A 26,283-nucleotide genomic window follows, 5' to 3' on the forward strand; every position below is an offset into this window, starting at 1 on the left:
GACCCTTCGCGCTGCAGGGCAGGACGTCGGACGCAGCATGGAGGTTCGGTATGGAACAAGATGTACTCAGCGGCGACACGATCGCGGATAGTGGCAGGTCTCCCCAACGGCGCCACCTCGCTTGGCCGGAAGACCTGGATCACGTGGCGCTATCAGGTGGCGGCGCGGGCGGAGCGGCAGCCTGTCCGAGCTACAAGGCCTTGGCGCGCCGCTTTGCCGGCACAGCGGCCGAGCAGTTTGCCTACACCCTAGTTTGGATCGCTGGGACGGAGCCGACTCGGCGTGCGCGACGCCGCTATCACTCAACGTACGAGTTCCTGCTGCGCGAGGGTCAGCACTACGAGCTGAAAGACCGCCCATCGAGTTTAGATGCCGGCATCCCTGGGCGTTGCTACGCCAATTGCTACAAGGTCGCCATGCGCGCTCCGGAACGCTACGCGTACTGCGAGGGCATGGCAGAGGCGGATGGAATCCCGTTTGAGCATGCGTGGCTGCTCGATCTCCAAGACGGCCGCATCGTGGATCCCACGTGGCTCGACGACACGGCGGGGGCTTACATCGGTGTGGCAGTGGCGCGTAGCTATCTGGCGACAGCGTTCCGCCGCTCCGGCCGCGTCTTTTTAGAACAGGGCTCGCGGAACCCGATCCTGACTGGAGAGGCGGGCGAAACCTGGCGCCACGGCCAGCACAGCCATGCCTCGTGCTGACACACTCGGCGTTAACGCGGCCATTGGCCCGAGACCTTCCTGTCAGGAAGTTTACGCGAGACCTGTTCGCGCCCACCCGTTAACCCGTGGCACAGAGGTTGAACCCGCGGCAGACGTCGTCCCCTTTGCTCTGCTTCGGATGTCAGGCTCGCGAGGAGGCATACAGAACCGCCAAGAGCGGTGCGCTTGGGTTACATCGCGAGCGGCAGGTCCGAACAGCACACCTGGATCGGAGCACCGCCGTCGGAGGTCCCTGCAGCCAGAACCGGCCGGTTCTCGGGAGGGCTTCAAGCCTGACACTCCCAGTGAGCAGCAATGTGGATCGTGGCACCATGATCCAGGAGCTACAACTGGACTGCTCCCACCAGCACACATGCAGCGGCCGCCGCCACGAGCCAGACGAACGGCCTCGCTCCCTGCTGTGGCAGCCTGGTCGCTCGCGCATGCGCTGAGGCCCGTGCCTCGATGAGGCCCGCAAGGGCGGCAAGGAGCCAGGCAGCCCCGATCGGGACTGCTACCGATCCAGTCAACACTGCTGCACGCCATACCGCGGCAGAACCGGCAAGGTTTGGTTGGTTCAGTACTCTGGTGGCGAGTTCTGGCGTGACCAAAGTGGACGCGGTCGCAGCCATGGCAACGGCGGTGGGTCCGAGCCACCGCCAGACCCGTGCGGCGGCGGCACGGGTGATCTCATCGTACGCGCGACCTAAGCGCTCCCGCCACTCGCGGATGCAGCCGGTGCTGGCCGCTCCCTCAAATTCTTTCGCGATCGCTTCGTCTGGCGTGCTCCTGCTGGTTGAGGCTTCCGCGAGAAGGCGGCGTCCAAGCCGCGAGCGTCGCGCTGCTGCAAGCATATCGGTAGGCGAGCATCCCACAGGGTTCCGGTCCACTGCCAACACGCAATCAAGAAAGGGCGGAGGGGTGTGCACGTGCCCGGCTGCTCCGATCGCCTCCAGAGACACTCGGTGGCTACCGAGCCCGACCTCCAGACAGATGTGCGGCACTCGGCACGAGAGATCGATCCAGGCGGCCGACGGTGCACTCTCGGCCGCTGTCAGTCTGACCTCAAGCGCGTGCTCGCGGGCTAGCTGGGCCATAGGCGTGCCCACCAAGGCGGCCCGGAGCGAACCAGTGATCTCGGCGCCGAACAACCACGATCGTTCGGCCTCCATCGTGAGCGACCCGCGAAAGAGGCGGGTGAAATAGCCGGAGGCCTCGCAGGGCTCACAGTCGTGCCAAGCCGACCCGCCACAGCCCGGGCAGTACCACCAGCCGTCCCCATCACAGGAATTGCAGGGCGCCCAGCCGCTGCCGCAGCACAGGCCGCAGGTGATTTTGTAGTATGAGGTAAAGCCGCCGTATCCGACGTGCTCGTACTCGGTATAGCCCTTGGCGCTGCAGGGCCAGCAGTACACCTGACCGCTGGCGGCGCAATGCCGGCAGTCGACCTTTCCGTCTCCGCAGGCGCATGGCGTCCCCTTCTCGCTTCGGCAATGGAGGCAGATCTCGTGGCAGTAGAGCCTGGTACGTAACGGCTGCTCGCGTCGGACCGCGGTGCTGAAGGTTTCCAATGCGCCGACCGGGTCGGCGCGTAACGTGGCGAGGAGATGGGCGCTCTCAACGGGGTCGCTGGCCGCCGCGCGGCCTTCACGCTCCATCACCACCCGCGCCGTCGCGTCGTCCCTCACTTCCCGGTATCCGTCATTAGGCTCGAGGCGACCCGGTACGACTTCGTCGCTCCAGCACCAGCCAAGTTGGACCCGGAGGCGTAGCCGAACTTCGCGATCGATCCGGCTGGTACGCAGCGCGCGGATATCGGCGGCAGCGACGCCATTGCCGTCAGCGATGCGCCGAACCCTCTCGAACAGCGCCGCTACGAGCGGATCACTGGCCGCGCTGCTCGCTCTGTCCAGCCTGTCGTCCGGCATGCTTCTTCCTCTATCTCCCGCACGGCGGCGACCCGGCGCGGTATGGGTTGCAGGGTCGATTGCTGTTGCGCCCGCTACCTCCAGGCAGCAGCTACCCCCGCGAGCGAGGCCGTACCTGCACTCGGCTTGATCCGCGTGGAGCCCTTACGGCTCAGGCTTAGGACCCGCGCCGGCCAGTGGCCTGTTCCTCTGCCTGCTTGCCCGCGATCATACAGCAGCACAGGGCAGGCAGCCGGCAGATTACATATTATAGTTGATAAACTTTTCGGGCGTACTGTGTCGCCTTACGCGCATGGTGATGGAGGACATACGCCGGCTGGTCGGGCGCAACTTTGGGCGCCTTCGCCGGGAAAAGGGGCTGACGCAGGAGGAGGTCGCGGAGCGTTCCGGCCTCTCGCAGCAGTACTTGAGCGGCCTTGAGCGAGGAGGACGAAATCCGACGGTGGTGACGCTACAGGAGATCGCCACCGCCCTGGAGGTTTCCTTTCTCGAACTCCTGCGTCCTCAGGATGACGAGTGCAAAGAGGGTGGTTGCCCTTCACCGGTCGCCCCAATTCGATAGCCGAAGGCCGCGGGGACTTCTTCCCCCCTCTCCCCACTACCCCTTCTGAAGTTTCCTCGCATTCGCTCGCACACGATGGCGGGCGGGTGCCATGGCGGCTTTTGCGATGGCTTCCGGCTTTGCCCCACGCATGGCGGCGGCGCTGGCCTTCATCGCGCCTTCAGCGAAGGCTTTTTGCTTTTCGGCTCCCAGGGCGGCCAAGCGTGCACTGGCCTTGGCGGGGTTGGCCCAGAGCTGAGCGCTGTGCATTGCGAAGACCCAACCGGCCTCCGCAAGCCAGGCATAAGCGGCGAAGGGGTTAGTGGTGTTTTTGCGGGCCATGCGTTCCAGATGGGCATAGCTGCGCGGGGAGACGAGGGGCGCTTCGGTGTCCCTCGCGGCCGTAGGTACCGAGCAAGGCGGCAGAGGCTTCCTGGCGTGACCAGCATCCGGCGCGGCATCCTCGCCCCCTTGGGCGCCGTTACGGGTCGGGGCATCGGCGTTTGTATGCGGTACGACGGGCGCGCACCATCAGGTGCTGGCCAGCGAGGTCCGGCGTGGTGTCCCCTCTTCCGTACACTCGAAGCAGCCTCGCCGCTGACGGCCATCAGCGGCCCGCCTGCAGGGCCACAGCCGCTGTACCGCGGAGCTGGGCGAGCAGTCCCTTTGAGACGGACAAGTGGACGCCCTTGCCCCTCCGTCCTAGCCTTCCACGATGAGCGACCCCGACATCAACACCCGGTCCCCAGCTGGGTCGCCCATCCCCGCCACGCACGACATGGGTGGCGCCTCGCGCTTCCGCTGCACAGCCGTGGAGCGCGATGAGGCGCCGCCGGATGACTTCGGCAAGCGCGTGGATGCCCTTCGCCAGCTTCTTGCACAGAAGGAGCTGATGACCGTGGACGAGCTCCGGCGCGGGATCGAGGCCATCCCGAAAGACGAGTACCTGACACTCACCTATTACGAGCGCTGGCTGCGCTCCATGACCACGTTGATGGTGGAGAAGGGCGTCGTCGGGGTGGAGGATCTGCGATGACCCCCGCCGAGGGCACCAGCGCCGCCGCTTCCGATCCGCCCGGCGAGCCCACCCCTGCCATGCCACGTTTCCCGCCCGGCACTCGGGTTCAGGTTCGGGACGACTGGCCAGAGCGCCGCGGGCCCTGCCACATCCGTACGCCACATTACCTGCGAGGGCGTACCGGCACGGTGCACCGCCTTCTCGGCTGCTTCGCGAACCCAGAGGATCTGGCCTTCGCACGTCCGGCCTCGAAGCGGGCGCTCTACCACGTTCTGTTTGAGCAGAAGCCGATCTGGCAAGAAGGACGCCCCGGCGACGACGTGCTGGTCGAGATCTTCGAGCACTGGCTTGAACCTGCTGAGCCCACAAAGGAGGCGGTCTGAATGAGCGCGCCCGCTCGCCCCGACTCTCCTGCCCGGCTGGAGGCGCTAATCGGCGCCTTGAAGGCAAAGGGCATCCTGACCGAGGAGGAGCTGACCGCCCGCCAAGCGCAGACCGATCGCGCGAGCCCCGAGATCGGCGCCCGCATGGTGGCCCGGGCCTGGCTCGACCCAGAGTGGCGCCGCCTTCTGCTCTCGGATGGCTCCGCCGCCGCAGAGGTGATGGGCGTCTCCATGGCTGGTGCGCCCCCGCTCGGCGTGCTCGAGGACACGCCGGGGCGGCACCACCTGGTCGTCTGCACCCTCTGCAGCTGCTACCCGCGCGCGGTGCTCGGCTACCCGCCGCACTGGTACAAGAGCTTCGCCTACCGCGCCCGAGCCGTGCGCGACCCGCGCGGCGTGCTGGCCGAGTGGGGCACGGCCCTGCCCGAAGGGGTGGAGCTCCGTGTGGTGGACAGCACCGCCGATTACCGTTGGATGGTGTTGCCGCTGCGCCCCATCGGAACCGACGGTTGGTCGGAGGATCGTCTCACGTCCATCATCACGCGAGACGTGCTCGTTGGCGTCGCACTGCCGCAAACGCCGCCGTCTGCCGAAGCTGCCTAGCAACAGAATGGCGCCACGGTGGGCGGCGCTTAGGTTTACCGGCTTATTGCCGTCCCTCTGTTTTGGCCAGCTTCGGTCATGGCAGCATTGCTCCCGCCCACACCAGCCGGCGACGACACAGGACGCGGAAAAGCGGTCATGGATCTCTAACTGCGAATAGCTGGGATGGGTGGAAAGCAGACATAGGCGTGCATCGCCTCAATGGCGGCTTTGCGCCCAATACGGACTTCTTGCGCCGTCGCAGGGGTGCCTTGAAGCGGACGTGACACCGCCCGTCCCGCTTGGCTACCTCGGCAGTATCATTGCGCGACAAGCCGATAAGGAAGGTCAGGTCATTCCGACGGCCCGCGTCAGGGTAGATTGCGGCGGGTGGTCGGCCCTGGGTTGGTAGGCACGCCCCCGAAACCGTCCAATAAGGCGGCAGCGTCCTCAATCCAAAAGGGGCGCTTCCAGCTGGCCGCAGGCCACGTCCCGCACCAGCAGAACAGTCCTTCCCGTCATTCCGATTTCCCGGCCCCAAAGAGCGTGTCGGTCAGCCGGCCGGCCATGTCGCATGTCGCTCTCCGGACGAGATCGAGAGTACCGCCCGTCAGCCGATGAGCGGGACCGAAGCTGATGACTATACCGACGAGGTCACCGACCCTACCCGGAACCGGCACAGCCACGGCGTTCACGCCGTCGATCCATTCGCCTTCCACGACCGCGTACCCATCGCGTCTGACCGCCTGAACGCGGGCGACCTGCTCGTCGATAAAGGCGGCTGGGCGGCCGAGATCGCGGCCGATCGCCTCTAGTGAACGCCGAACCTCGGCCTCCGGTCGGAAGGCGTAGGCGACCTGCTGGAACGCGCCCACGCCACGACCGGATTTCACGATCTGGTCGAGGGGGTGAGAGTCGCCCACGGAGAAATACACGCGAACGGTATGCCGCGTCTCCACTTGGTCGATCCAGATGACGGTGTTTTCTTCGACGATCGCGAACGAAGCGGTCTCGCCCGTCACGGTCACCAGTTCGCTCAGCAGCGGGCGGACCGACGCGGCGAGGGTATCGTGCGGGCGCTGCAAGCGCGACAGACGCCACAGCTTCGAGGTCAGAATGTAGCGGTCGCTCCCGGCCTCCCGTGAAACAAAGCCGCTGGAGATCAACGTTTGAAGAAGCCGGTGGACGTTGCTCTTCGTGAGCGAAAGCTCGCTCGCGAGATCCGAGACACCGCGCGACCGAGGGCTACGGCAGAGTGCCTCAATGAGCAGCAAGCCCTTCGTCAGGGTCTTGTCTACGCCGGGCGCTGGGTCCGTGCCGGTGCGCGCTTGTGCGACAGATGGTTCAGAGGGGTGCTTCATCGGAACAGCATTCGCGATTCTCACAGGATATGATCAGGTCCCGAGCTGCGCAGTCGCGTGGAAGGCTTGCGACACGGAGCGACTGGCCCGTTTGGGCATTGCCGGCAGAAAGTTCTCCGTGGCCTGCTGGATCGGTTCACCACGACGCCGACACCTACACCAGTTCGCGACCGCCGGCGCGGCTGCCAACGACGGACCGCGGTATGACGCACAGCCCGGCGGTGTTCGTGAAAAACCTTGACGACAGACGCGGCGTCCTGGATATTGGAGTTAAGTTCTATATTTCAGAACAACGAGGAACGCAAGCGCTTGCTTAGAGGGAAACGCTCCCCGCCGGGCTCTGCCACTATGACAACTGCGACGGTTATGGATGGCTCGACGGTTGAGCAGGCCCGGCGGGTTGCCCTGGTTCCGTGTGGGTCGGGCTCATCCTCGCATACGCGCTTGCCGTCATTACCGGTCCATACAGGCTTCAGGGCTGACCGAAGGCTGCATACCGACGAAGCGCCTCCCCCTTCCGCGCGAGATAGGGGTGTCGAAGGGTTCGGCGGACCGAGTGATAGGCGGGGCCGCTGTGAGCAGCCCGCCACCGCCTGGAAAAGGTGAGACGACCTTGGAGAGTGCACCGCACATGACCATCACCGGGATGACCGCGGACGATCGCGATCGCGTCGTCACGACCTGGCTCGCAGAGTTAGAAGCCATGCTCGCCGGGGGCGGCGCGGCGACGCCCGCTCACCTGTTCCATCCCGATGGCTACTGGCGCGATCTTCTCGCCCTGACCTGGGCGCTCAGGACGTTTCACGGCCATGCCGAAGTGCAGGACGGCCTTCGGGGCATCGGGCCAGCCATGCGTCCGCGAACCATCCGCCCGCAGGGGCAGGCGATGGCGGGCGTCCTCGGGGAGTTCGGCCCGACGGTCGAGGCCTTCTTCACCTTCGAAACCGACCTTGCCACCGCGCGCGGGCACCTGCGGCTCGTCGAGGAACCGGGCCGGCCTGGTCTCCGGGCGGCGACCTTCCTGACCGCCATGGTCACGCTGAAGGGCTTCCCCGAACGGTCGCGCGGCAACCGCGATGAGACGTTCATGAGGCCGGTGGATGAGGGGACGGACAACTGGCTCGACCGCCGCCGCGCGGACCTCGCCTATCGCGATCGGGATCCGCAGGTTCTCATCGTCGGGGCCGGTCAGGCCGGCCTCATGCTGGCGGCACGGCTACGGCACCTCGACGTCGACGCACTGGTGGTGGACCGGGACGAACGGGTCGGCGACGTCTGGCGCAAGCGGTACCACTCGCTCACGCTCCACAACGAGATCGCCAGCAATCACTTCCCCTACCTGTCCTTCCCTGAAAGCTGGCCCGTCTTTCTGCCGAAGGACAAGCTTGCGAACTGGATGGAGTTCTATGCCGACGCAATGGAACTCAACATCTGGATGAGTACGGAATTCCTCGGCGGCCACTACGACGATGCTGAGGGGCGGTGGACCGTGCGGCTCAGGACGATCGACGGGGGCGTGCGGGTCATGCGGCCCCGCCACCTGGTGATGGCGATCGGTGTCAGCGGCCTGCCGAACATCCCGGAGATTGAAGGCCTTGAGACCTTCGAGGGCACCGTCATCCATTCGAGCGGCCGGACGGACGACGTGGCGACCCAGGGCCGGTCGGCGCTCGTGATCGGCGCCGGCACGAGCGCCCACGACATCGCGCAGGACCTCTACATGCGGGGCGCCGAGGTCACCATGCTTCAGCGCTCCTCGACAACAGTTGCCAGCATCGTGCCGAGCGCGATGAAGGCCACCCAGATCTTCCGTGCGAACGAGGGCGTCCGCCCGATCGAGGACGTTGATCTCATGGCGGCGTCGGTGCCTTACGACCTCGTACGCCGGCTGCACGGACCCTTGAGCCGGCAGATGGCATCCGACGATCGTGACCTGCACGAACGGCTGCGGAAGGTCGGCTTCAAGCTCGACAACGGCGAGGACGACACCGGCTTCTTCCTGAAGCTCCTGCGGCGCCTCAGCGGCTACTACCTGAACGTCGGCGCTTCCGACCTCATCGCCGACGGCCGCATCGGGCTGAAGTCTAGCGTTGAACTCGATCGCCTCGAAGGCAAGCAGGCCGTCTTCTCCGATGGCTCGCGCATGGACGTGGACCTGCTCGTTCTGGCGACAGGCTGGAAGCCGCTGCAGGAGGCCGTGCGCGGGATGCTTGGGGACGAGATCGCCGAGCGTGTCGGACCGATATGGGGGCTCGGCACGGATGGCGAGCTCCGCAACATGTTCGGCGCCACGCACCAGCCCGGCTTCTACGTTGCCGGCGGGACGATCACGATGTGCCGCTCCCTCTCACGTTATACGGCGCTGCTGATCAAGGCCGAGCTCGAAGGGGTCACCGGGAAGCTCCCGGCCCTGCAGGGTGCGAGCGACCACGCGAGGATTGATGCGTAGCCGTCGTCCCGCCGGCGACCCTGCGCCGTCTGAGGGTGGGGACATGGTCCAACAGGGTCCGGGAGAGAACATGAATACGAACAGACGGATCATGGCGGCGGCCACGGTTGCCGCCCTCGCCGCATGGCCCAGCAGGGGACGTGCGCAGCAAACCTGGCCCAGTCGGCCCCTGCGCTGGATCGTCGCTTACCCGCCCGGCGGCGGCAGCGACTTCATGGCGAGGCTCCTGGCGCAGGAGCTCTCCGCCTCCCTTCGCCAGCCGGTCGTCGTCGAGAACCGCCCCGGCGCATCCGGCGTGATCGGTGCGGATGCGGCCGCGAAGGCCCCAGGAGACGGCTACACGGTCCTCTCCGGCGACAGCGGTACGCTGGCGTTGAACGCCGCCCTGTTTCGGCAGCTCCCCTATGATCCGGAGCGCGATTTCGCGCCAATCGGCACCATCGGCCGCCTCGACCTGGCGCTCGTCGTGCGGCCCGATCTGCCGGTTCGCTCCGTCCGGGAGCTGCTCGACCGTGCCCGTGCCGACCCCGGGCGGATGACCTTCGCCTCCGTTGGTATCGGGACGCCGCATCACCTCGCAGCCGAGTTGTTCCTGCAACGGGCAGGGGCGACCGGCGTGCATGTGGCGTATCGTGGCGCCGCGCCGGCAGTGAACGACCTCCTGGCGGGGCGGGTCGACATGATGTTCCTCGATCTGCCGCCGGGCCGAGAGTTCATCCTCAGCGGACGAATTCGCGCGTTGGCCGTAGCCGCACTCGAACCCTTGCCGCTGCTGCCCGGTGTTCCGACGGTGGCGGCTGAGGCCGGGTTGCCGGGCTTCGAAGCCTATGCCTGGCAAGCCCTGGTCGCGCCCGCATCCACGCCGGAAGCCATCATGACGCCGATGCGCGAGCGTCTGCTCGAGGTGACGGGTTCCGCATCCGTCCAGCAGCGGCTTGCCGCCGCGGGCATCACGCCCCTCTCCAGTGGTGCCGATGAGGTGCGCGAACTCTCCCGGCGTACTCGGGAGGTGTGGGTGCCGCTGGTACGGCAGCTCGGCATTTCCTTGGATAGCTGAGGGCGCGAGCGGCGCAGGTCGCGCCGGCGAATGATTCCCGGCCTTGCCCCGCGCCTCGTGGGATCTGGCATGGAGGGAATGGTTCGGAACATGTGGACGCGGGTGCCGACCGGACGCCCGCCCCGCGAAGCGAAGCATAAGGGTCGGCAACCAGCCGCAGGCCCAGCAGGGGAGGAAGCATAAATGATAAGACGAATTGGACGCCGAGGCCTGCTTACGGGGCTGTTCCTGATGGCGGCCCTGACCGGACCGGTCCGTGCTCAGGCGCCGGCAACGACCGGGGCTGCCTGGGCCCCCGACCGGCCGGTCCGCGTGATTGTGCCCGGCGCACCCGGCAGTGGCGCCGACATCTACACTCGCGCGGTGGCGCAGCGCATGGTCGAGATCACCGGCGCGACCATCGTCGTGGAGAACCAGGCCGGCGGTGGCGGCATCGCCGGGATCCTGGCGGCCGCGCGGGCCAAGCCGGACGGCACGACGCTTCTGGCCGCCATATCAGGCATTCTTCTTGGGCCGCTTATCGACCGGAGCCAGCCCTACAACGTGTTTACGGATTTTGTGCCGGTTTCGCAGTTCCATCGCACCGCGATCGTCCTCTTGGTGACGGACGCCACACCGGCCCGCAACCTCGCGGAGTTCACCGAACTCGTCCGCGCCTCGCCCGGACGGTTCAACATGGGCAACTTCGGCTACGGGTCGTCGAGCCACCTCGTCAGCGAGATGCTGGCGAAGCGGGCCGGTGGTCTGCAATGGCAAGCCGTCCCGTTCCAGAGCAGCCCGCCCCTGATCCGCGACATGCTCGCGGGTCATATCTGCTGCGGCATGTCCGACATCGGCTCGGCACGGGAGATGGTCCTGAATGGGAGGCTTCGTCCCCTAGCCGTGAGCGGGTCGAGCCGCTCGCCGACCCTCCCCGACGTGCCGACCTTCGGCGAGCAGGGCGTATCGGGATTGGAGGCCGCGATCTGGCAGGGCATGTTCGCGCCTGCGGGGACGCCGGACAACATCGTCGCTTACTGGGGCCGCACCGTCGCCGAGGCGATCCGCAGGCCGGAAATCGCCAAGCTCTTCGGCGAACTCGGCGCTGAGCCGGTCGGCAACACGCCGGCGGAGTTCACGGCTTTCCTCCGGGCGGAGCGGGACCGCTGGGGGGCGATCGTCGAGGAGACCGGCATCCGGATCCAGTAACGAGACACGCCCCTAGATCATTGGGCGAGGACACAGGGCAAAGCCGGCTTCATCGTAAGCAGGCTGGAAGCATGTGACCTCGTCGTCATCGCATCAGGGACGCCATCCTGGCGGTGCGTAGCGGATGGGTGGTGGAAACAAGCGAACGGCGGCTTTGGCCCATCGACGGCGCGAAAGCCGCCATTCCGCTTTCGTGAAGGGTTTCGGATGCCGTAGGCGTCCGAAAGTCTCCGAGGAACGAACCCGCGGGCCGGTGGCACCTGGTATGGGGGTTTAGCGGATGGCCCGGGCTGGACAGGTCAGCTGCGGGAGGGTGACGGGCGGATTTCGGCGGCGACGCCGGTGCCCGATGTTGCGCTCGGCACCGGATGCTGGTGCGGGATTACCGCCGCGACGCGCATGTCCAGGTCTTTCTGGCGGGTGAGGGTCGTGGGTCACCGTTGACCGCAGCAGGGCTGCGATCCTGGGGTTGAGCGGGCCGTGCCGGGTCACGGCGAACCTCGTCCGGGTGAGCATGCGGGCCGCGGCGGTGCGCGTGGCTGGGCGGTGCGCTCGAAGGTCTCGAGGATGAGCATGCGGCCGCCACAGCAGGGACACGGCGGCCGATGGTCCGAGGGCTCGGACGTCACGTCCGGCTCAGGAGGTCGCGGCGGTGCGGCGAGGAGCTCGCGGGCCTGGGCGAGGTTGTCGCGACGACCACTGCTGGCGAGCAGGCCGTCGTGGCGAATGCGGTGAAAGCCCCGTGGCAGGACGTGCAGCAGGAACCGGCGGATGAACTCGTCGGCCCCGAGTGTCATGACCTGGTAGCGCTCGGCGCCCTCGCGGCGGTAGTCCTTGTAGCGGAAGGTCACCCCGCGCTCGTCGAGCGCAAGCAGCCGGCGGTTGGAGATGGCGACCCGGTGCGTGTAGCGCGACAGGTAGGCGAGCACCGCCGCGGGTCCCGCGAACGGAGGCTTGGCGTAGACGATCCAGGGCTTCCTGCGGGTCGGCGCCAGGTGGCGCAGGAATGCCGGCCGTTCGGCGAGGCCGGCCTGCGTGCCGAGGAACCGCAGCCGGCCTGCGTCGAACAGCTCGACCAGCCGGGTCAGGAACAGGCGGCGGAACAGCTTGCCGAGCACGCGCACGGGCAGCAGGAACGCGGGCCGGGACGACACCCAGCGCAGCCCGTCGGGCGAGATGCCGCCGCCGGGCACGATCATATGGACGTGCGGGTGGTGGGTCAGCGCCGAGCCCCAGCTGTGCAGCACGGCGGTGATGCCGATGCGGGCGCCGAGGTGGCGCGGGTCGGCGGCGATGGTGAGCATGGTCTCGGACGCGGCGCGGAACAGCAGGTCGTAGACCGCCGCCTTGTTCTGGGCCGCGATGTCAGCGACCTCGGCGGGTAGGCTGAACACGACATGAAAGTAGCCGACCGGCAGCAGGTCGGCCTCTCGGGCGGCCAACCACTCGCGTGCGGCGGCACCCTGGCACTTCGGACAATGCCGGTTGCGGCAGCTGTTGTAGGCAATCCGGCGGTGGCCGCAGTCCTGGCAGCCCTCGACGTGGCCGCCCAGCGCGGCGGTGCGGCAGGCCTCGATGGCCGCCATGACCTTGAGCTGGCCGAGGCTGAGATGGCCGGCATAGGCCGCCCGAAAGGCGGGGCCGTGTCGGCGGAGGATGTCGGCGACCTCGAGCGGGGTGCGCACGGCGGTCAGCCGCCGGGACTGGCTCCGGCTCCGGCGGTCTCACCAGGCTCGAGGCGTGCCATGATCTTGTCGAACGGGCTGGTGACGGTGCGGACCGTCCTGGTCGCGACGCGGGTGTAGAGGGCGGTGTTGTCCAGCTTGGCATGGCCGAGCAGGGCCTGGATGACGCGGATGTCGACGCCGTCCTCAAGCAGGTGGGTGGCGAAGCTGTGCCGCAGCGTGTGCGGGCTGACGTGCTTGGTCAGCTCCGCCGCGACCGCCGCCGCCTCGACCACGCGGCCGAGCTGGCGGGTGGTGATAGGCCTGGCCGGGTCCTGACCGGGGAACAGCCATCCGCTGGGCCGCATAACGCCCTCTCGCCGGCCCTCCTGCCACCAGGACCGGAGCAGGGCGAGCAGGCCCGGCGAGAGCATGGCGTGGCGACCCCGGCCGCCCTTGCCGCGCACAACGACGATCAGCATGCGCTGGCTGTCGATGTCGCCGACCTTGAGCGACGCCACCTCGGCCACGCGCAGGCCGGCACCATACGCCACCGAGAGCGCAGCCCGGTGCTTGAGGCAGGTCGTGGCCGCGATCAGGCGCGCGGCCTCGTCAGGGCTGAGCACGACCGGGAGCTTGCGCGGGTAGCGCAGGCGGATCAGCTTGCGGGCCAGGTCCGGCCGGTCGGTCGTGTGGTTGAAGAAGAAGCGCAGGGCCGCCACGGTGCTGTTCATGGCCGGTGCATTCATGCCCTGCCCGGACTGCCGGATCTGGAACCGGCGGATGTCCTCGGCCGTCGCCGTGCCGGGCGAACGCTCCAGGAAGGCGGCAAAGCCCGCGACGGTACGGAGGTAGTCCTTGCAGGTCTTCTCGGTGAACCCGCGCACGGCCATGTCAGCGGCGAAGCGCTCACGCAGGGTGCCGGAGGTTGCAGGAGGGAGATGGGTCATCGGGAGCTCCTCGGGTTAGGGGAGCTCCCAGCGTCGGCTCGGGCCTGGGCCCGCTCAATTCATGCGCTTAATCCCGCGATAGCGGGTTCGTTCCTCGGCCAAACCTGGCTGTTCGGGTAAGCGTCGGGAAAATCCGCTAAGAACTTATCCCGGTAGGGCGTGACGCCATGTGATGATGCCGCAGGCGAGGTGAAGCAGGGCGAAGTAGTTGTTTGGCTTTTTGGTCCATCGGATCAGGATGGAGCGGAAGCGGTTCAGCCAGGAATGCGTGCGCTCCACCACCCAGCGCCTGGCCTTGGCTCTGGCGTGACGCTTGGCCCTGACCTCCTCGCGGCGTGTCCGCAGATGCAGGGTGAAGCCGAACTCCTTGGCCAAGGCGCGGGGCTCGTCATAGTCGAAGCCCTTGTCGAGGCAGAGGTGCTGGGGATGGCGGCGCGTCGGCTTGGGTCGCCGAACTGGGATGGCCTGCAGGGTCTCGCGCATCAGCTTGTGGTCGTTCCGGTTGGCCCCGTCGATCACCGTGCCGAGGGGGACGCCGCGTCCGTCGGTCAGCACCGACCGCTTGACCCCGCGCTTGCCGCGATCCGTGGGATTGGGCCCGGTTTTTCCCCCCACCCAGCGGCGCCTTGCCCATGGCGCCGTCGAGTGCCAACCAATCCCAGTCGATGCCCCGCAGTCTGTCGTAGGCCAGCAGGCCCTTGCGCCAGAACGCCTCGAACACCCCGGCCTCTGTCCATTCCTGGAAGCGGCGGTGAGCCGAGGAAGACGAGCAGAGCTTCGTCTCCCGCAGCGCGTTCCACTGGCACGTTCGCGAGGAACAGCCACGGCCAGTTGGCAAGCGCCAGGACGGCGGAGGCGACGGTCGGACCGGCTGTGAAGGCAATCCCGACCACAAGCGCGTAGATGCCGAGGCCCTGCCCGAGCCGCTCGGGTGGGTAGATGTAGCGTATGAGGGCTGGGGTCACCGCAGCGATGGCCGCTGCGCCAAGGCCCAGCAGGGTCCGGGCTCCGACCAGCGTGGGCAACGACGAGACTAGCCCGCATGCGAGCGACCCGGCCATGAAGACGGCGATCCCGGCGCCGAAGACCCGTCGATGCCCGTAGATTTCTCCGAGCGCCGCGAAGGGCAGCAAGGCGGCCACCACCACGAGGTAATAGGCATTGACCACCCAGATCGAGGTCGCGCTCGCCGCGCCGATCTCCCGCGCGATGGTCGGGAGGGCGGTGTTGGTGAGAGAAATGTCGATGGTCGAGATGGAGACCGGGACGAGCACGGCCAGCAGGGCTGGAAGGCTTACTCCGGCGCGAGCGGTTGCCAGCGTCGCTTCGGGTACGGTCACGGTGATGTCCTGGAATTCGATTTCGACACAGGCGCCCAGAAGGGGAACGGACCTGATCACGGAGATCACCGTGGCCGCTTCCACGGTGTGGCCACGCCCGGGTCTCCGGTGACCATTCAACGCCTCGAATTGTACTCCACCTTCTGGTATGGCCAAAATGGATACCTACTCTAGCGCTATTCAGAAGATGAATGATTGTCGATGAACCTTCGGACCGTCGACCTGAACCTCCTGGTCATCTTCGATGCCCTTATGGCTGAGCGCCACGTGAGCCGCGCGGCCACCCACATCGGCATGAGCCAGCCCGCAGTCAGTAATGCCCTCTCGCGCCTGCGCCACCTCTTCCAAGACGAGCTCTTCATCCGCGCGGCTGGCCGGATGGAGCCGACCCCCCGGGCCCTGGAACTCGGCCGATCGGTGGAGGTGATCCTACGCCAGGCAGAACGCCTGCTGGTGAGCGACCTCACCTTCGATCCTTGCGTCTCGGACCGCCACTTCACCCTGCGGATGTCGGACCTTGTCGGCTACCTCGCCCTACCTCGGATTACCGCCCACCTGCGGGATGCGGCGCCGGGAGTGAGCCTGGAGATCCTGCACATCTCGCCCGAGGACACGCTGAAGGCCCTGGAAGCCGATACGCTCGACCTCGCCCTCAGCATGGCGCTGAACACATCACGCCTGATCCGCTCCGCTCCCCTGTTTCAGGACCGGATGTGCTGCGTCATGAGCGCCAGCCACCCGCTAGCCAAGGGCCGCCTGAGCTTGGAGCGGTTCCTGGGCCACCCGCACATGCGCGTGGCCATGAGCCCGACGGACACACGCTTCGTCGACAGCGTGCTTGTAGAGCAGGGCCTGCAGCGGCAAGTGATGCTGACCGTCCCTCACTGGCTTTTGGTGCCACGCACCCTGGCCGGAACGGACCTGCTGGCGGTGGTCTCCCGAAAGATGGCGGACCTGTTCACAGGGGATGGCGGGATCGTTGCGCGTCCCCTGCCGTTTGAGTCCGCGCCCTTCGATTGGAGCCTGTACTGGCACCGCCGCCACGATGGCAGCGCGGCGCATCTCTGGCTCCGCGAGACTATCACCGCGCTCTGCCGCACCATCTGACCTAGCCGCTCCGACATGCCGGAGAACCAGGCCTTCCAGTGTCACGCTGGCTACTCCGCCCGCAGGCCCAGTGCCTTCACCTCGCCCGTCCAACGGGCTGTCTCCTCCCGCATGAAGGCATCCAGCCGGTCATCCGGGACATTGCCCGGCTCGGCGCCCTGCTGTGCCCATAGGCGCGCCGTCTCAGGTGCTGCGACGGCACGCCGCACCTCGGCACGAAGGCGCTCGACGATGGCCGGAGGCGTCCCAGCTGGGGCCCAAAGCGCGTACCAGGTGCCCGCGTCCATCTCCGGACCACCCGCCTCCTTCATGGTCGGGATTTCCGGAAAAAGCGGGGACCGGCGCGCGCTGGTCAGGGCCAGGGCACGGAGCCGCCCGCCATGGAGCTGCGAGGCGGAGGTTCCCATCCCGTCAAACATCATGGGGCAGACCCCGGCAACGAGGTCGTTCATCGCCGGCGCGGTGCTGCGGTAGGGCACGTGGACGATTTTCAGTCCCGTATCGCGGAGGAAGATCTCGGCGATGATGTGCTGTGACGTGCCATTTCCCGAGGAGCAGTAGGTCAGCTCACCGGGCTTTTCCCGGGCACGACGCAGCAGGGTGGGCAGATCCGTCAGCCCCGCGCTCGGGTTCACCACCAGCACGTTGGGAACCACGGCGGTAATACCGATCGGGATGAAGTCCGTATCAATGCGATAGCCCCGCTGCGGGTACAGGGCTTCCGCCATCGGCTGGTGCACGCCGCCCGCGAGCAGGGTGTAGCCGTCCGGCGCAGCGCGCGCCGCGTTGAGGACGCCGATGGTGCCGCCCGCTCCAGCGCGGTTGTCGATCACAAAGCTCTGGCCGGTCTGTTCAGTCAGGCGCTGCGCAATCGGCCGGGCGAAGGAGTCAACGCCGCCTCCCGGACCGTAGGGGACCACGATGCGTACCGGGCGGTCAGGCCAGTCGGCGCGCGCTGGCACGACCAACGCCAGCAGGCTGGCCGCCAGGGTGGCCAAGGACAGAAGCTTCATCGACGTTCCTCCGTTGTTGCTGCTTCGGCCTGCCGCGGCCGCTAGGGCTTCTTCGGCAGGAGCTTCCAGGTCGAGGTGGCATGGGCGACCGGCTCGCCGGATGCGTCGCGGGCCTCGGCGCGGAGGAAGCAGATGCTGCGCCCCGCCCGGAGCATCTCGCCCCGGCACGTCACGCGGCCCTCCCGAACGGCACCGAGGAACTGCACCTTGAACTCCAGGGTGGCGCCCGGTCCGAGCCGATGTTCCAGGTGGTGCCCCATGGCAATGTCGAGGGCCGTCGCGATGATCCCGCCGTGCAGCGTTCCCTGCGGGTTGGTCAGGAAGTCCTCCGCCTGAAAGGCAACAGTGCAGGCGTCGGGCGCGCGCTCGATCTCCAAGCCGAGAAAGCGGCTGATGAAGAAGTCGCCGAACACCTGTCGGTCGCTCCCCGCGGCGCGCTCAAAGGCAAGGCGCGCGGCGGCACCGGCTGCGGCATGTCGTCCGCTCATGGCATTGGCCCCTCTGGGCTCGGGTTCGGTTCAGATCGGGACAAGGAGGCCCTTTCCCATCGTCTGGGTGTCGAAGAGCCGGTAGGCCTCCTCTGCCTGCTCCAGCGGCCATTCGTGGGTGAAGAGGCTGTCCACATCGAGGCCCCTCTCCACGACAAAGCGAGCGCAGTCCGCTTGGCCGTTCCGGCTGAAGGTCCAGCTCCCGAAGATCGAAAGCTGCTTGCGGTTCATCTCGTTGCTGACGTCGATCGTGACGGTCCCGCCTTCCCCGAGGAAGACGACCCGCCCCCATTTTCGGGCGGAGCGGATGGCGGCGGAGCGCGCTTCGGCAGCCCCCGTGCAGTCCATCGTGCAGTCCGCGCCATGACCGCCGGTCAGGTCGCGGATGGCCTCCACGACGTCGTTCCGGCGGGCGTCGACCGTGGCGTCCGCGCCGAACTCAGCAGCGCGGGCGAGACGGCCCGGGTCGATATCGAGGGCGATGACACGGGCGCCCATGGCCGACGCAAGCTGGGTGCCGCTGAGCCCCACCGGCCCCTGGCCGAAGATGGCGATGGTCTCGGAGCCACGCAGGCCGAGCCGGTCCAGCCCGCCCCAGGCCGTCCCGGTGCCGCAGGAGATCGCCGCCCCAGCCCGAAAGGAGAGAGCATCGGGCAGGGGGATGAGGGACTCTGCTGGTACCTTCATGTACCGCGCGTGGGCGCCGTCTCCGTTGGCGCCGAAGGTCGTCGAGCCATCGTCGCACATCTGCGTCCACCCGCTCCGGCAGGGGGAGCAGCAGCCACAGCCGGCATAATGGTGGTTCATCACCCGGGCGCCGATCCGGGCCACGGGACTGGACACGCCCGGGCCGAGGGCGGCGACAATCCCGCAAGGCTCATGCCCGGCAATGACCGGCTCGTCGGAGCGGCGGCCCAGCCCCATGGAGGCGGCGCCATCTGCCGCGCGGTAGTATTTCAGGTCGCTGCCGCACATGCCGGACGCCCTGATCTCGAGGATGACCTCTCCAGGGCCCGGCGTTGGGTCCGGCACATCCCGAAGCTCGAGTTGGCGATTGCCGAGGAAGTAGACCGCCTTCACTCCGCAGCCTCCCGGTCTGTCCGGCCAAGCCAGTCTGCCATGATGTCGGCTGCGTGCTGCCCCAGCAGAGGCGGCGGGGCGGCCGGAGGAAGGGGCTGGCCATCGAAGCGCGCGGGCGACGCGATGTAGCGGACCGGGCCAGCGGCGGGGTGCTCAACCGTCGAGATCATGCCGCGCTCGAGAAGCTGGGGCGCTTCGCAGACCTCGCCCACGGAGCGTATGAGGCCGCAGGGAACTCCGGCTTTCGAGAGAAGGGAGAGCCATTCCTGTCCCGTTCGAACGCCGATAACCGGCGCGAGCGCGCTGATGAGGGCATCCCGGTTGGTCACCCGGTCCGGTGCCGTCGCGAAGCGGGGATCCGCCTCCAAGGACTGGCACTCGGCCGCGGCGCAGAAGAGGCGCCAGAATTTGTCGTTCGCGACGGCGATGTTGATCCAGCCGTCCGACGCCTCGAAGGTCTCGTAGGGCGCGATGGTCGCGTGCGCGTTTCCGCGCCGGGCCGGGCTGCGGCCAGTGGTGAAGTAGATCCCGGCGTTGAAGGTCAGGAGCGAAGCCAGGGCGTCGAGCATGGACACCTCGACCCGGCCGCCCCTGCCCGCCGCGTCCCGCCGCCGCAGTGCGGCCAGCACGGCCTGGGATGCGTAGAGCCCCGTCACGAGGTCCGCGACCGAGGTGCCCACCTTGGTCGGCGGCCCGTCCGGCAGGCCGGTGATGCCCATCAGCCCGCTCTCGCCCTGGATGATGAGGTCGTATCCAGGTCGCTGCGCGTCCGGCCCTTCACCGCCGAAGCCGGTGATGGAGCAGAGGACGAGCCTCGGGTTGGCCGCGCTCAGGACGTCCCAGCCCAGGCCCAGCCGGTCCAGCGCGCCGGGACGGAAGTTCTCCACCACGACGTCGGCCTGGCCAGCGAGCGAGAGGGCCGTCTCGCGGCCTTCCTTGCTCTTGAGGTCCAGGGCGATGCTGCGCTTGTTGCGGTTGACCGAGAGGAAGTAGCTGCTTTCGCCGCCCTGGAAGGGCGGGCCGTACCGACGGCTCTCGTCCCCGTTGCCCGGTTCCTCGACCTTGACCACGTCGGCCCCAAGGTCGCCCAGCAGCATGGTGCAGAAGGGGCCGGAGACAACGCGGGTGAGGTCAAGCACCCTCACCCCGCCGAGCGGAGCCGGGCCGTTCGCCTCAGGCCACCGCATCCGCCCGCTCCACCAGCAGGTCGACCAGCTCGGTCATGCTCCCGACGATCAGATCAGGCTGATATGGCCACTTGGCGAAGGGGCGCCGGCGCCGGTCAATGAAGGCGGCGCGCATCCCGGCGGCCTTGGCGCCAACGCAGTCAAACTCATGGTTCGCGACGAATAGGATCTCGTCCATCGCCACGCCGCAGATCTCCGCCGCCTTGGTGTAGGTCGAAACATGCGGCTTGAAGGCACCGGCGGCGGCCACCGAAATCACCTGATCGAAGGGGATGCCGTGATGCTTCTTGGCCTCCTCCAACATGTCCGGATCGCCGTTGGAAAGGACCACGAGCTTGAAGCTCTGGTGCAGCCGGGCGAGCGCCTCCGGCACCTCGGGGAAGCACTTCAGCCGCTCGATGTGAGAAACGAGGGTCTCCACCTCCTCCTGGCTGTGCTCGATGCCGGCGCGGTTCAGGACCTGGTCCACCGAGAGGTGGCCAATGTCGCGGTAGCGCATGTGCTCGCGGTGGAGCAGCGCATCGATCATAGAATTTTCGAAGTGGGTGCGACGCCACCAGGTGACGAAGGAGTTCGGATTGCCCATCCACCCCTTCGACTGAAGGTATGGCGTGGCCGCCTCGCGCAGCCCGCCCTGCATGTCCACGACCGTACCGTACTGGTCGAACATGCAGATCTTGATCCGGCTCCTCAGCGTCGCGACGTCGGCCATCTTCCTGCTCCTGGCTATTCCCTGACAGGACCATGCAGAAGCTTATTCAACTCGTGAAATGGATAAACCGACTGACACTATTGACTTTTATGATAATATAGGCAAACTGCGCACCTCCTCGAACATGTCGTGCTGCCGTGAGCGCCGCCGAAGGCCGCATCGACGGCTACGTTAGGCAACGGCTCGACCGGACACCGCAGTTCCACTGGCGTTGCGACGGCGGCATTTATGCATGCTCAAGATCCTTGTCCGGAGCGGCTCAATCCTTGGACTACGGAGCGGACGGTGCAGTCCATGGCCAAGGACGCGAACAGTGCTTGCCTTCGGCTCACTCATGGAGAACGGCACAGTCGTCCGAGGCTGAGGCAGACCGGCAGTAGATCAGGAATAACCTTACCGGTGAACTCGTCGAGTACGCTTCGAACCGCGTTCTGAGTGCTAGCGAGCAGGACAAACTCGCCCGGCAGCAACAAGGCGGCTTCCTGCTCCGCCAGTTGTCGCACTGCGTTGCGAGCGTCTTCCAGGTCACCCGGCGCGAAGAGCGGGCCGAGCCAGTCCGGCATGGCACGCAACACGCCAGGCCAGTGCGCCAGGTGCAGGTAGAGGCTCGGGATGACGCCGTCCGGAACGCCGTGCCGCGCAGCCAGAGCACGCACATCGGCAGCGGTCCGCGGCGGCAGATCGGCAAGGCTTGGCAGGACATCGAGCGCGGTTGACGCGTCCGGAACGGGCCCGGGCTGGAGCAGTGGGGCTGCAGGGGCCTCCGGCTTGGTCAGGCGCATGCGCAGGGCTGTCAGCGCCAGGAGGTTTGTAAGATTTCCACGCGTGTAAGCACCCAGGATTGCCCTGATCCGCTCCAGGTCTGCCTCGCTGCAGCCGGCCGACCGCCAGTCGGCCGTGCCGCCGGCAGGAAGGGGAATGGCCGCCGCCAGCCTACCGCGCGCGGCGTCCATGGCTGCTGAGGCGACGAGCGGCCGCACCGCGCTCCAGACCGGGGGCAGCACCCCAGGGAGCGCGGCGAGATGACGCCAGATCAGGTTGACTAGCGGGAGGCCAGAAACAGTCCTGATTTCGGTATAGATGGCAGCAACCTCGGGCGAAGCCTCGCTCTCGCGGACCTCGGGCAGACCCATCATCGTGCCAGCAGGGCGGGCAGTTCGGTCAAGCTTCGGATCTCCCGCACCGGGGTTCCTGGAAGGCGCTCACGCCGCTGCTCGTAGCGGTTGCACCAGACCACGCGCATTCCGAAGGCGGCTGCCGCATGGGCATCCCAGGCATTGGAGGACTGGAAGGCAATTGCCTCCGCCGGGACACCAAGACGGTCGACGGCGAGCTGATAGACGCGCGGATCGGGCTTGTAGGTGCGCAGCTCATCGACTGACAGTACGGCATCAAGGTGCTCGCCAATCCCGGCGCTCTGCACGGCACTGCCCAGCATGTCCGGCGAGCCGTTGGAGAGGATCGCGGTGACGAAGCCGGCCTCGCGTAGCTTGTGCAGCACCACCGGGACCTCTGGGAAGGTATGCAGCTGGCGATAGAGGCTCATTAGCTGCTCCCGTAACGCCGGGTCAGTAAGGCCGAGCGTCTCGAGCGCGAAGTCAAGGCTGTCGCCGGTCACCTGCCAGAAGTCGACATAGCGGCCCTGCAGGCCACGAAGCCAACTGTATTGCAACTGCTTGTCCCGCCAGAGTGTGGTGAGCGGCCCGGCCTGCGCACCCAGCACATCCGCGCAACCTGCCGCAGCGCTGGCAAAGTCAAAAAGTGTCCCATAGGCGTCGAAGACGCAGGCACGGATGCCGGTCAGAGGCTCGATCATCGTGTAGTGCGTCCGGATGTTGAGATAGCCTGCTGCGCCGTTCAGGCGGCCAAGGGTAGGTTGGCTGACAGGCGATGAGCAAGGCGGCGTTGCTTGGCAAGGGTCTGGTTTGGGGTACGGTAGCCGTGCCGGGCGACGAGCTAGGTGGATCGCGGCTTGCAGCCGTGCCTCACTGGTACGGGGTGCCTCGCGCTGTGCGTGCTCCTCGGTGACCTCCTTGCAGATTGCCAGGACGCCGCCCACGCCACTTGGTACGGTGGGCTCATCGATCGGGCTGAGACCGTAATCCCACCGGGCCTCCAGCCGGCGGCCGTGACGAAACACCGGGACTATTGCGCTCTCATGCCAGGTCGCCTCCCCACCCGCCATGATCGTCTCGATCTCCGGGCCGATGGCCGCGCACAGGGCGCTCGGCTCGCTCCGCGCGCTTACGCCCAGAACGTGCGGATGCCGTTCTGACCCGAGGATGGGAAGACAAGGAAGCGGAAATATAGCTACACCGACTGGCTGATGACCTCGGCTGGGAAGCGGTATCCGGCGAAGTTGGGGCAGGCGGCGGGGGCAGTCATCCCACCCGCCTACCCGGGGGTGAGCCGCTCGGGCGAGCCGGCGTGCCGCCAACTTGACGATGCCGGGACGATGATCTCCGCCTCAAGGTGACAGGCCATAATCCCGGCATGGACGTCGTCGCGGTCGTAAGCTCCATCAGCGGTGAAGGACGCGACAGGTCCGTCCACTCTCTCGAGCCGCGGGCCGACTTGCCCACCATCATCGGCATCGTGGCCCGTCAGCACCGAGGCGACGATCCGCCCCGCGTCGGCGTCAGTGGCGAGATGCAGTTTGCGCCACGACCGGCGTCGTCGGGTTCCGTGCTTCTCCATCAGCCACTCGCCGGGCCCGCAGAGCTTCAACCCCGTGCTGTCCACCAGCAGGTGCACGGGTTCCCTCCCGCCACGCGGCGGTGGCAGTCCAAGCGTGCCCGCCCTGCGGCTCATGGTCGAGTGATCCGGTACGGCGAGGTCAAGGCCGAGCAGGTCGAGGATCGATCTGATCAGGCCCTCGGTCTGGCGCAGCGCGAGGCAAAACACAGCCGGCAGTATCTGACCCTTCCTCGCAATGGTGGACACTTCGGATAAGCTCCTGAGGGAGCGAGGTGCCCTGATGATGCTCGTTGAACAACTTGCCAATGCCCTTGCCGCTTGCCTATTTACGCACAGTGCGCACGCCGCTTGCTGCGCTGACGTTACCGTCCGTTGAAGGTCGGCGGGCGGCCTTCGTGATGTGCTGCGATGCCCTCGGCCACGTCCTCGCTCCATTCAAGCGCGCGCCGAAGGCTGTCCGACAGATCTCGCGCGGCGCGGAAGCCGGGCTCTGTCCGCGCCGCAACGATGCGCTTCGCACCACGGATGGCGAGCGGCCCGCTGGCCGCGATCGCAGCAGCCATAGCCTGTGTCGCGACAGCGAGCTGATCGCCGTCTAGTACCGCCTGGACGAGGCCGAGGCGCTCCATCTCAGCGGCATCGACCTCTCGACCCGTGCAGATCAGCTCGATTGCCCGTGCACGGCCTACGGTCAGCGGCAGGCGGACCGGGGCACCTGCGCCGGGGAACCCCCCCCAGCGCGCCTCGGGCATTGCGAGGTTCGCATGACGCGCTGCAAGCCGGATGTCGCAGGCCAAAGCCAGTTCCACTGCCCCGGCTCGCAGGATGCCGTTGATGCTGGCGATGACAATCTGCGGCAGCGCCTCGATGGCGTCGAACACCGCGTTGGCGAGAAAGACGATTTCGAGAACTGCCTCCTTGCTCAGGCTGCCGCGTAGTTCGGGGTTCAGCATACCCATCGAGAAGATTTTCGATCCGCTTCCTGTAATGACGAAGACCTGGATATCCGTGCGCGTCGCGAGGTGGTCCGTAATTGCTTGGAGCGCCCGCAGCGCCGCGACGTCCAGCCGGTTCAGGTCTGTAGCGCGATCAATAGCAACGGTCGCAATGCCTCCTGCCTCCTCGTAGAGGAGGCCGGCCGCGCTCCAGTCAGAGGGGGCAGGATGTGTCATAATGCAGCTCCTAATTCACCTGGATGTTCGCGGCACGGATGAGGGCCTGCCAACGGGCCCGGTCCTCCCGTAGGAAGCGGCCAAGCGCCTCGGGATCCATGAAAGCGACCTCCGCGCCAGAAGCCGCCAAGCGGCGGCGGACCTCGTCTCGGCCGAGAATGGTTCGGAGGCGCTCTGCCAAGCCCCGTGTGACCTCCGCCGATGTCCCGGCGGGCGCAAAAACAGCCTGCCAGGAGCCGCGGACGAAATCGGGCGTTCCCAGTTCCGCGAAGGTCGGCACGTTCGGCATTGACGCGAGGCGGCGCTCGGCCGCGACGGCGATCGGGCGCAGGCGACCGTCCGCGACATAAGGAACGGCGGCGAAGGCGGCCAGGAGGAAGCCATCCACGTGGCGGCCGATCACGGCGTTGATCGCCTCACTGCCGCTGCGGAAGGGAACGTGCTGCCAAGTTGTGCCGAGCCGGCGTTGCAGCTCCTCCGCCGCAAGGTGACCCATGCTGCCGTTCCCGGCGGAAGCAAGGTTCAACCGCCCTGCCTGTGCCACGAGGTCGGGCAGCCCGGTGATGGAGACAGCTGGGTGCATGGCAAGGAGAAGCGGGCCAAAAGCGATCATGGCAATCGGCGCGAAATCTTTCTCCGGATCGTAGGAAACGTGGGCGAGTGACGGCGTGACCGAAAGAGCGGACAGCTCGGTGACGAGAAGAAGCTGCCCATCGGGCGCGGCACGTGCAGCGAGTTCCGCCCCCAGTGCCCCACCGGCCCCAGCCCGGTTCTCCACAATAAAGACCTGGCCGGTCTGATCGCGCAGGCTGTCAGCGACGATTCGGCCGATAGAGTCCGTGATCCCGCCCGCACCGTAAGGCACGACGATCCGCTGGGGTCGTCCTGAGGGCTGCTGCGCTGCGGCGGGCGCAGCGGCCAGGCTGGCCAGCAGCCCCGACAGGTTCCTTCGCGTGACGGCTACCGGCTGCCGCTCCCGAACAGGCTGTATCCCCGCCATTTCGTTCGGCGTCATTGCCATTCTCCCTTCCCATTCCGGCAGGGCCTCGCAGCCGGGGTGCGACCCGCAACCGCGGGACTAAGCGCCGGCTTCCGCCATATTTTGCGCAAGCTCCGCGTTGTACCGCCCGTCAAGGAGGATGAAGGCCAGCACACAGGGGGCACCCGAGCGGTTGCTCCAGGCGTGATTCGTGCCGCACTGGACCACCACATCGCCGGCGCGCACCAACGTCTCGCCGGTGTCCAGCACAAGGTAGATCTCGCCCGACAGCACGATGGCATAGTCGATCGTTTCCGTCCGGTGCATCATCGGGTGCCGGCCCGATCGCCTGTGCGTCGAGGCCGCCGCATTTCCAAGCGCTGCGAACTCGCGCGCGATCGCGCCGGCGTCGAGCAGCCCGCTCTCGGGCGGGATGTGGTTAATGCGGATCACGCTCCCGCCCGCCGCCGGCAGCTGTCGGCGGGGTCCGAGCGTCGGCTCCTCCGGCTGCGGAATGACCAGAGCTGGCGTCTCCGACGTCCGCCAGATGTCGTTCGACCAGAACCCTGGCCGTCCCGGAGATTCGTGGAGGAACGGTGCCGGTCCGTCCATCACCACCACTGCCCGGCCGGCCTCGTCATGGCCCGTCACAATCCGGCGCACCTTTCCGCTGCTCATGC

Annotated in this window: 26 protein-coding genes and 1 pseudogene; 9 read left to right on the forward strand and 18 right to left on the reverse strand. The window is 67.1% G+C overall.

What is annotated here, in order from left to right:
- The first annotated feature begins 50 nt into the window (after positions 1 to 50).
- Entirely contained in the window at positions 51 to 707 is a 657-nt protein-coding gene (locus tag ACFFIC_RS06205) for a hypothetical protein (RefSeq protein ID WP_377049300.1), read from the forward strand.
- Positions 708 to 1,051: 344 nt separating this feature from the next.
- Here ACFFIC_RS06205 and ACFFIC_RS06210 read toward each other — a convergent pair whose 3' ends face one another.
- Positions 1,052 to 2,635, reverse strand: coding sequence for a hypothetical protein (locus tag ACFFIC_RS06210; protein WP_377049301.1), 1,584 nt, complete (start codon positions 2,633 to 2,635; stop codon positions 1,052 to 1,054).
- A gap of 298 nt (positions 2,636 to 2,933) precedes the next feature.
- Between ACFFIC_RS06210 and ACFFIC_RS06215 the strand changes: the two genes are divergently transcribed.
- A complete protein-coding gene (locus ACFFIC_RS06215) occupies positions 2,934 to 3,197 on the forward strand; it encodes a helix-turn-helix domain-containing protein (protein WP_377049350.1) in 264 nt (87 codons plus the stop codon).
- A gap of 36 nt (positions 3,198 to 3,233) precedes the next feature.
- Here ACFFIC_RS06215 and ACFFIC_RS06220 read toward each other — a convergent pair whose 3' ends face one another.
- Positions 3,234 to 3,518 carry a hypothetical protein gene (locus ACFFIC_RS06220; RefSeq protein ID WP_377049302.1) on the reverse strand — a complete coding sequence of 95 codons (285 nt, stop codon included), beginning with the start codon at positions 3,516 to 3,518 and terminating at the stop codon, positions 3,234 to 3,236.
- A gap of 373 nt (positions 3,519 to 3,891) precedes the next feature.
- Here ACFFIC_RS06220 and ACFFIC_RS06225 point away from each other — a divergent pair, with 373 nt between their 5' ends.
- The 3 genes from ACFFIC_RS06225 to ACFFIC_RS06235 are packed head-to-tail and all read left to right on the forward strand — an operon-like array spanning position 3,892 to position 5,180.
- Positions 3,892 to 4,212 carry a nitrile hydratase gene (locus ACFFIC_RS06225; protein ID WP_377049303.1) on the forward strand — a complete coding sequence of 107 codons (321 nt, stop codon included), beginning with the start codon at positions 3,892 to 3,894 and terminating at the stop codon, positions 4,210 to 4,212.
- A complete protein-coding gene (locus ACFFIC_RS06230; RefSeq protein WP_377049304.1) occupies positions 4,209 to 4,577 on the forward strand; it encodes an SH3-like domain-containing protein in 369 nt (122 codons plus the stop codon). Before ACFFIC_RS06225 ends, ACFFIC_RS06230 begins: the two co-directional genes overlap by 4 nt.
- Positions 4,578 to 5,180 (forward strand): nitrile hydratase subunit alpha, encoded by a 603-nt coding sequence (locus ACFFIC_RS06235; protein ID WP_377049305.1) that lies wholly within the window; start codon positions 4,578 to 4,580, stop codon positions 5,178 to 5,180.
- A gap of 497 nt (positions 5,181 to 5,677) precedes the next feature.
- Here the strand turns inward: ACFFIC_RS06235 and ACFFIC_RS06240 are convergent, their stop codons facing one another.
- A complete protein-coding gene (locus ACFFIC_RS06240) occupies positions 5,678 to 6,520 on the reverse strand; it encodes an IclR family transcriptional regulator (RefSeq protein ID WP_377049306.1) in 843 nt (280 codons plus the stop codon).
- Positions 6,521 to 7,151: 631 nt separating this feature from the next.
- Here ACFFIC_RS06240 and ACFFIC_RS06245 point away from each other — a divergent pair.
- From ACFFIC_RS06245 to ACFFIC_RS06255, 3 genes are all read left to right on the forward strand, one after another.
- Positions 7,152 to 8,969: an NAD(P)-binding domain-containing protein gene (locus ACFFIC_RS06245; RefSeq protein ID WP_377049307.1), complete on the forward strand. Its 1,818-nt coding sequence runs from the start codon at positions 7,152 to 7,154 to the stop codon at positions 8,967 to 8,969.
- A 70-nt stretch (positions 8,970 to 9,039) separates the two neighbouring features.
- Complete coding sequence (locus ACFFIC_RS06250; RefSeq protein ID WP_377049308.1) at positions 9,040 to 10,026, forward strand: Bug family tripartite tricarboxylate transporter substrate binding protein; 987 nt, start codon at positions 9,040 to 9,042, stop codon at positions 10,024 to 10,026.
- 231 nt (positions 10,027 to 10,257) lie between these two features.
- On the forward strand, positions 10,258 to 11,214 hold the full coding sequence (locus ACFFIC_RS06255; RefSeq protein ID WP_377049309.1) for a Bug family tripartite tricarboxylate transporter substrate binding protein: 957 nt from the start codon (positions 10,258 to 10,260) through the stop codon (positions 11,212 to 11,214).
- A gap of 488 nt (positions 11,215 to 11,702) precedes the next feature.
- Here the strand turns inward: ACFFIC_RS06255 and ACFFIC_RS06260 are convergent, their stop codons facing one another.
- The 4 genes and pseudogenes from ACFFIC_RS06260 to ACFFIC_RS06275 all read right to left on the reverse strand — a co-directional run.
- Complete coding sequence (locus tag ACFFIC_RS06260) at positions 11,703 to 12,899, reverse strand: IS91 family transposase (RefSeq protein ID WP_377049310.1); 1,197 nt, start codon at positions 12,897 to 12,899, stop codon at positions 11,703 to 11,705.
- Between the two features lie 5 nt (positions 12,900 to 12,904).
- Complete coding sequence (locus tag ACFFIC_RS06265) at positions 12,905 to 13,828, reverse strand: tyrosine-type recombinase/integrase (RefSeq protein WP_377049311.1); 924 nt, start codon at positions 13,826 to 13,828, stop codon at positions 12,905 to 12,907.
- Between the two features lie 144 nt (positions 13,829 to 13,972).
- Positions 13,973 to 14,723 (reverse strand): IS5 family transposase gene (locus tag ACFFIC_RS06270; RefSeq protein WP_377049312.1). Its coding sequence is split into 2 segments (ribosomal slippage): positions 13,973 to 14,440 and positions 14,442 to 14,723, totalling 750 coding nucleotides; the frame shifts between segments, so codons are not numbered across the junction.
- Positions 14,632 to 15,252 (reverse strand): annotated as a pseudogene (locus ACFFIC_RS06275) (MFS transporter); the annotation flags it as partial. The pseudogene ACFFIC_RS06275 and the gene ACFFIC_RS06270, both read right to left, overlap by 92 nt.
- A 117-nt stretch (positions 15,253 to 15,369) precedes the next feature.
- Between ACFFIC_RS06275 and ACFFIC_RS06280 the strand changes: the two are divergent.
- A complete protein-coding gene (locus tag ACFFIC_RS06280) occupies positions 15,370 to 16,275 on the forward strand; it encodes a LysR family transcriptional regulator (protein WP_377049313.1) in 906 nt (301 codons plus the stop codon).
- 50 nt (positions 16,276 to 16,325) lie between these two features.
- On the opposite strand, the gene ACFFIC_RS06285 is transcribed toward ACFFIC_RS06280, so the two are convergent.
- The 11 genes from ACFFIC_RS06285 to ACFFIC_RS06335 all read right to left on the reverse strand — a co-directional run bounded on the left by ACFFIC_RS06285 (position 16,326) and on the right by ACFFIC_RS06335 (position 26,281).
- On the reverse strand, positions 16,326 to 17,273 hold the full coding sequence (locus ACFFIC_RS06285) for a Bug family tripartite tricarboxylate transporter substrate binding protein (protein ID WP_377049314.1): 948 nt from the start codon (positions 17,271 to 17,273) through the stop codon (positions 16,326 to 16,328).
- Between the two features lie 56 nt (positions 17,274 to 17,329).
- Positions 17,330 to 17,776 (reverse strand): PaaI family thioesterase, encoded by a 447-nt coding sequence (locus tag ACFFIC_RS06290; RefSeq protein WP_377049315.1) that lies wholly within the window; start codon positions 17,774 to 17,776, stop codon positions 17,330 to 17,332.
- Between the two features lie 30 nt (positions 17,777 to 17,806).
- On the reverse strand, positions 17,807 to 18,856 hold the full coding sequence (locus ACFFIC_RS06295) for a zinc-dependent alcohol dehydrogenase family protein (protein ID WP_377049316.1): 1,050 nt from the start codon (positions 18,854 to 18,856) through the stop codon (positions 17,807 to 17,809).
- A complete protein-coding gene (locus ACFFIC_RS06300; RefSeq protein WP_377049317.1) occupies positions 18,853 to 20,043 on the reverse strand; it encodes a CaiB/BaiF CoA transferase family protein in 1,191 nt (396 codons plus the stop codon). The genes ACFFIC_RS06295 and ACFFIC_RS06300 overlap by 4 nt, the downstream gene beginning before the upstream one ends.
- The gene (locus ACFFIC_RS06305) at positions 20,030 to 20,755 is read right to left on the reverse strand and encodes a haloacid dehalogenase type II (protein WP_377049318.1); all 726 of its coding nucleotides are present in this window, start codon (positions 20,753 to 20,755) and stop codon (positions 20,030 to 20,032) included. Before ACFFIC_RS06305 ends, ACFFIC_RS06300 begins: the two co-directional genes overlap by 14 nt.
- Before the next feature lie 332 nt (positions 20,756 to 21,087).
- A complete protein-coding gene (locus tag ACFFIC_RS06310; RefSeq protein WP_377049319.1) occupies positions 21,088 to 21,891 on the reverse strand; it encodes a hypothetical protein in 804 nt (267 codons plus the stop codon).
- The gene (locus ACFFIC_RS06315) at positions 21,888 to 22,571 is read right to left on the reverse strand and encodes a haloacid dehalogenase type II (RefSeq protein WP_377049320.1); all 684 of its coding nucleotides are present in this window, start codon (positions 22,569 to 22,571) and stop codon (positions 21,888 to 21,890) included. Before ACFFIC_RS06315 ends, ACFFIC_RS06310 begins: the two co-directional genes overlap by 4 nt.
- A gap of 578 nt (positions 22,572 to 23,149) precedes the next feature.
- A complete protein-coding gene (locus ACFFIC_RS06320) occupies positions 23,150 to 23,698 on the reverse strand; it encodes a transposase (protein WP_377049321.1) in 549 nt (182 codons plus the stop codon).
- A 116-nt stretch (positions 23,699 to 23,814) separates the two neighbouring features.
- Positions 23,815 to 24,624, reverse strand: a complete 810-nt coding sequence (locus ACFFIC_RS06325; RefSeq protein WP_377049322.1) for an enoyl-CoA hydratase/isomerase family protein — start codon at positions 24,622 to 24,624, stop codon at positions 23,815 to 23,817.
- A 10-nt stretch (positions 24,625 to 24,634) separates the two neighbouring features.
- Positions 24,635 to 25,639 (reverse strand): tripartite tricarboxylate transporter substrate binding protein, encoded by a 1,005-nt coding sequence (locus ACFFIC_RS06330; protein ID WP_377049323.1) that lies wholly within the window; start codon positions 25,637 to 25,639, stop codon positions 24,635 to 24,637.
- Positions 25,640 to 25,702: 63 nt separating this feature from the next.
- Complete coding sequence (locus ACFFIC_RS06335; protein ID WP_377049324.1) at positions 25,703 to 26,281, reverse strand: cupin domain-containing protein; 579 nt, start codon at positions 26,279 to 26,281, stop codon at positions 25,703 to 25,705.
- Between the last annotated feature and the right edge of the window lie 2 nt (positions 26,282 to 26,283).

The sequence above is a fragment of the Muricoccus vinaceus genome (assembly GCF_042433125.1).
In the GTDB taxonomy this organism is placed as follows: domain Bacteria; phylum Pseudomonadota; class Alphaproteobacteria; order Acetobacterales; family Acetobacteraceae; genus Roseomonas; species Roseomonas vinacea.

Bases quoted from the DNA above. Each gene is read 5' to 3' on its own strand.
- ACFFIC_RS06215 (WP_377049350.1), top strand. From the start codon at position 2,934: ATGGAGGACATACGCCGGCTGGTCGGGCGCAACTTTGGGCGCCTTCGC.
- ACFFIC_RS06310 (WP_377049319.1), bottom strand. From the start codon at position 21,891: ATGATGGGTCTGCCCGAGGTCCGCGAGAGCGAGGCTTCGCCCGAGGTT.
- ACFFIC_RS06240 (WP_377049306.1), bottom strand. From the start codon at position 6,520: ATGAAGCACCCCTCTGAACCATCTGTCGCACAAGCGCGCACCGGCACG.
- ACFFIC_RS06290 (WP_377049315.1), bottom strand. From the start codon at position 17,776: ATGAGCGGACGACATGCCGCAGCCGGTGCCGCCGCGCGCCTTGCCTTT.
- ACFFIC_RS06325 (WP_377049322.1), bottom strand. From the start codon at position 24,624: ATGACACATCCTGCCCCCTCTGACTGGAGCGCGGCCGGCCTCCTCTAC.
- ACFFIC_RS06315 (WP_377049320.1), bottom strand. From the start codon at position 22,571: ATGATCGAGCCTCTGACCGGCATCCGTGCCTGCGTCTTCGACGCCTAT.
- ACFFIC_RS06245 (WP_377049307.1), top strand. From the start codon at position 7,152: ATGACCATCACCGGGATGACCGCGGACGATCGCGATCGCGTCGTCACG.
- ACFFIC_RS06230 (WP_377049304.1), top strand. From the start codon at position 4,209: ATGACCCCCGCCGAGGGCACCAGCGCCGCCGCTTCCGATCCGCCCGGC.
- ACFFIC_RS06335 (WP_377049324.1), bottom strand. From the start codon at position 26,281: ATGAGCAGCGGAAAGGTGCGCCGGATTGTGACGGGCCATGACGAGGCC.
- ACFFIC_RS06235 (WP_377049305.1), top strand. From the start codon at position 4,578: ATGAGCGCGCCCGCTCGCCCCGACTCTCCTGCCCGGCTGGAGGCGCTA.
- ACFFIC_RS06210 (WP_377049301.1), bottom strand. From the start codon at position 2,635: ATGCCGGACGACAGGCTGGACAGAGCGAGCAGCGCGGCCAGTGATCCG.
- ACFFIC_RS06255 (WP_377049309.1), top strand. From the start codon at position 10,258: ATGGCGGCCCTGACCGGACCGGTCCGTGCTCAGGCGCCGGCAACGACC.
- ACFFIC_RS06225 (WP_377049303.1), top strand. From the start codon at position 3,892: ATGAGCGACCCCGACATCAACACCCGGTCCCCAGCTGGGTCGCCCATC.
- ACFFIC_RS06220 (WP_377049302.1), bottom strand. From the start codon at position 3,518: ATGGCCCGCAAAAACACCACTAACCCCTTCGCCGCTTATGCCTGGCTT.
- ACFFIC_RS06330 (WP_377049323.1), bottom strand. From the start codon at position 25,639: ATGACGCCGAACGAAATGGCGGGGATACAGCCTGTTCGGGAGCGGCAG.
- ACFFIC_RS06305 (WP_377049318.1), bottom strand. From the start codon at position 20,755: ATGGCCGACGTCGCGACGCTGAGGAGCCGGATCAAGATCTGCATGTTC.
- ACFFIC_RS06300 (WP_377049317.1), bottom strand. From the start codon at position 20,043: ATGCGGTGGCCTGAGGCGAACGGCCCGGCTCCGCTCGGCGGGGTGAGG.
- ACFFIC_RS06280 (WP_377049313.1), top strand. From the start codon at position 15,370: ATGAACCTTCGGACCGTCGACCTGAACCTCCTGGTCATCTTCGATGCC.
- ACFFIC_RS06265 (WP_377049311.1), bottom strand. From the start codon at position 13,828: ATGACCCATCTCCCTCCTGCAACCTCCGGCACCCTGCGTGAGCGCTTC.
- ACFFIC_RS06250 (WP_377049308.1), top strand. From the start codon at position 9,040: ATGAATACGAACAGACGGATCATGGCGGCGGCCACGGTTGCCGCCCTC.
- ACFFIC_RS06205 (WP_377049300.1), top strand. From the start codon at position 51: ATGGAACAAGATGTACTCAGCGGCGACACGATCGCGGATAGTGGCAGG.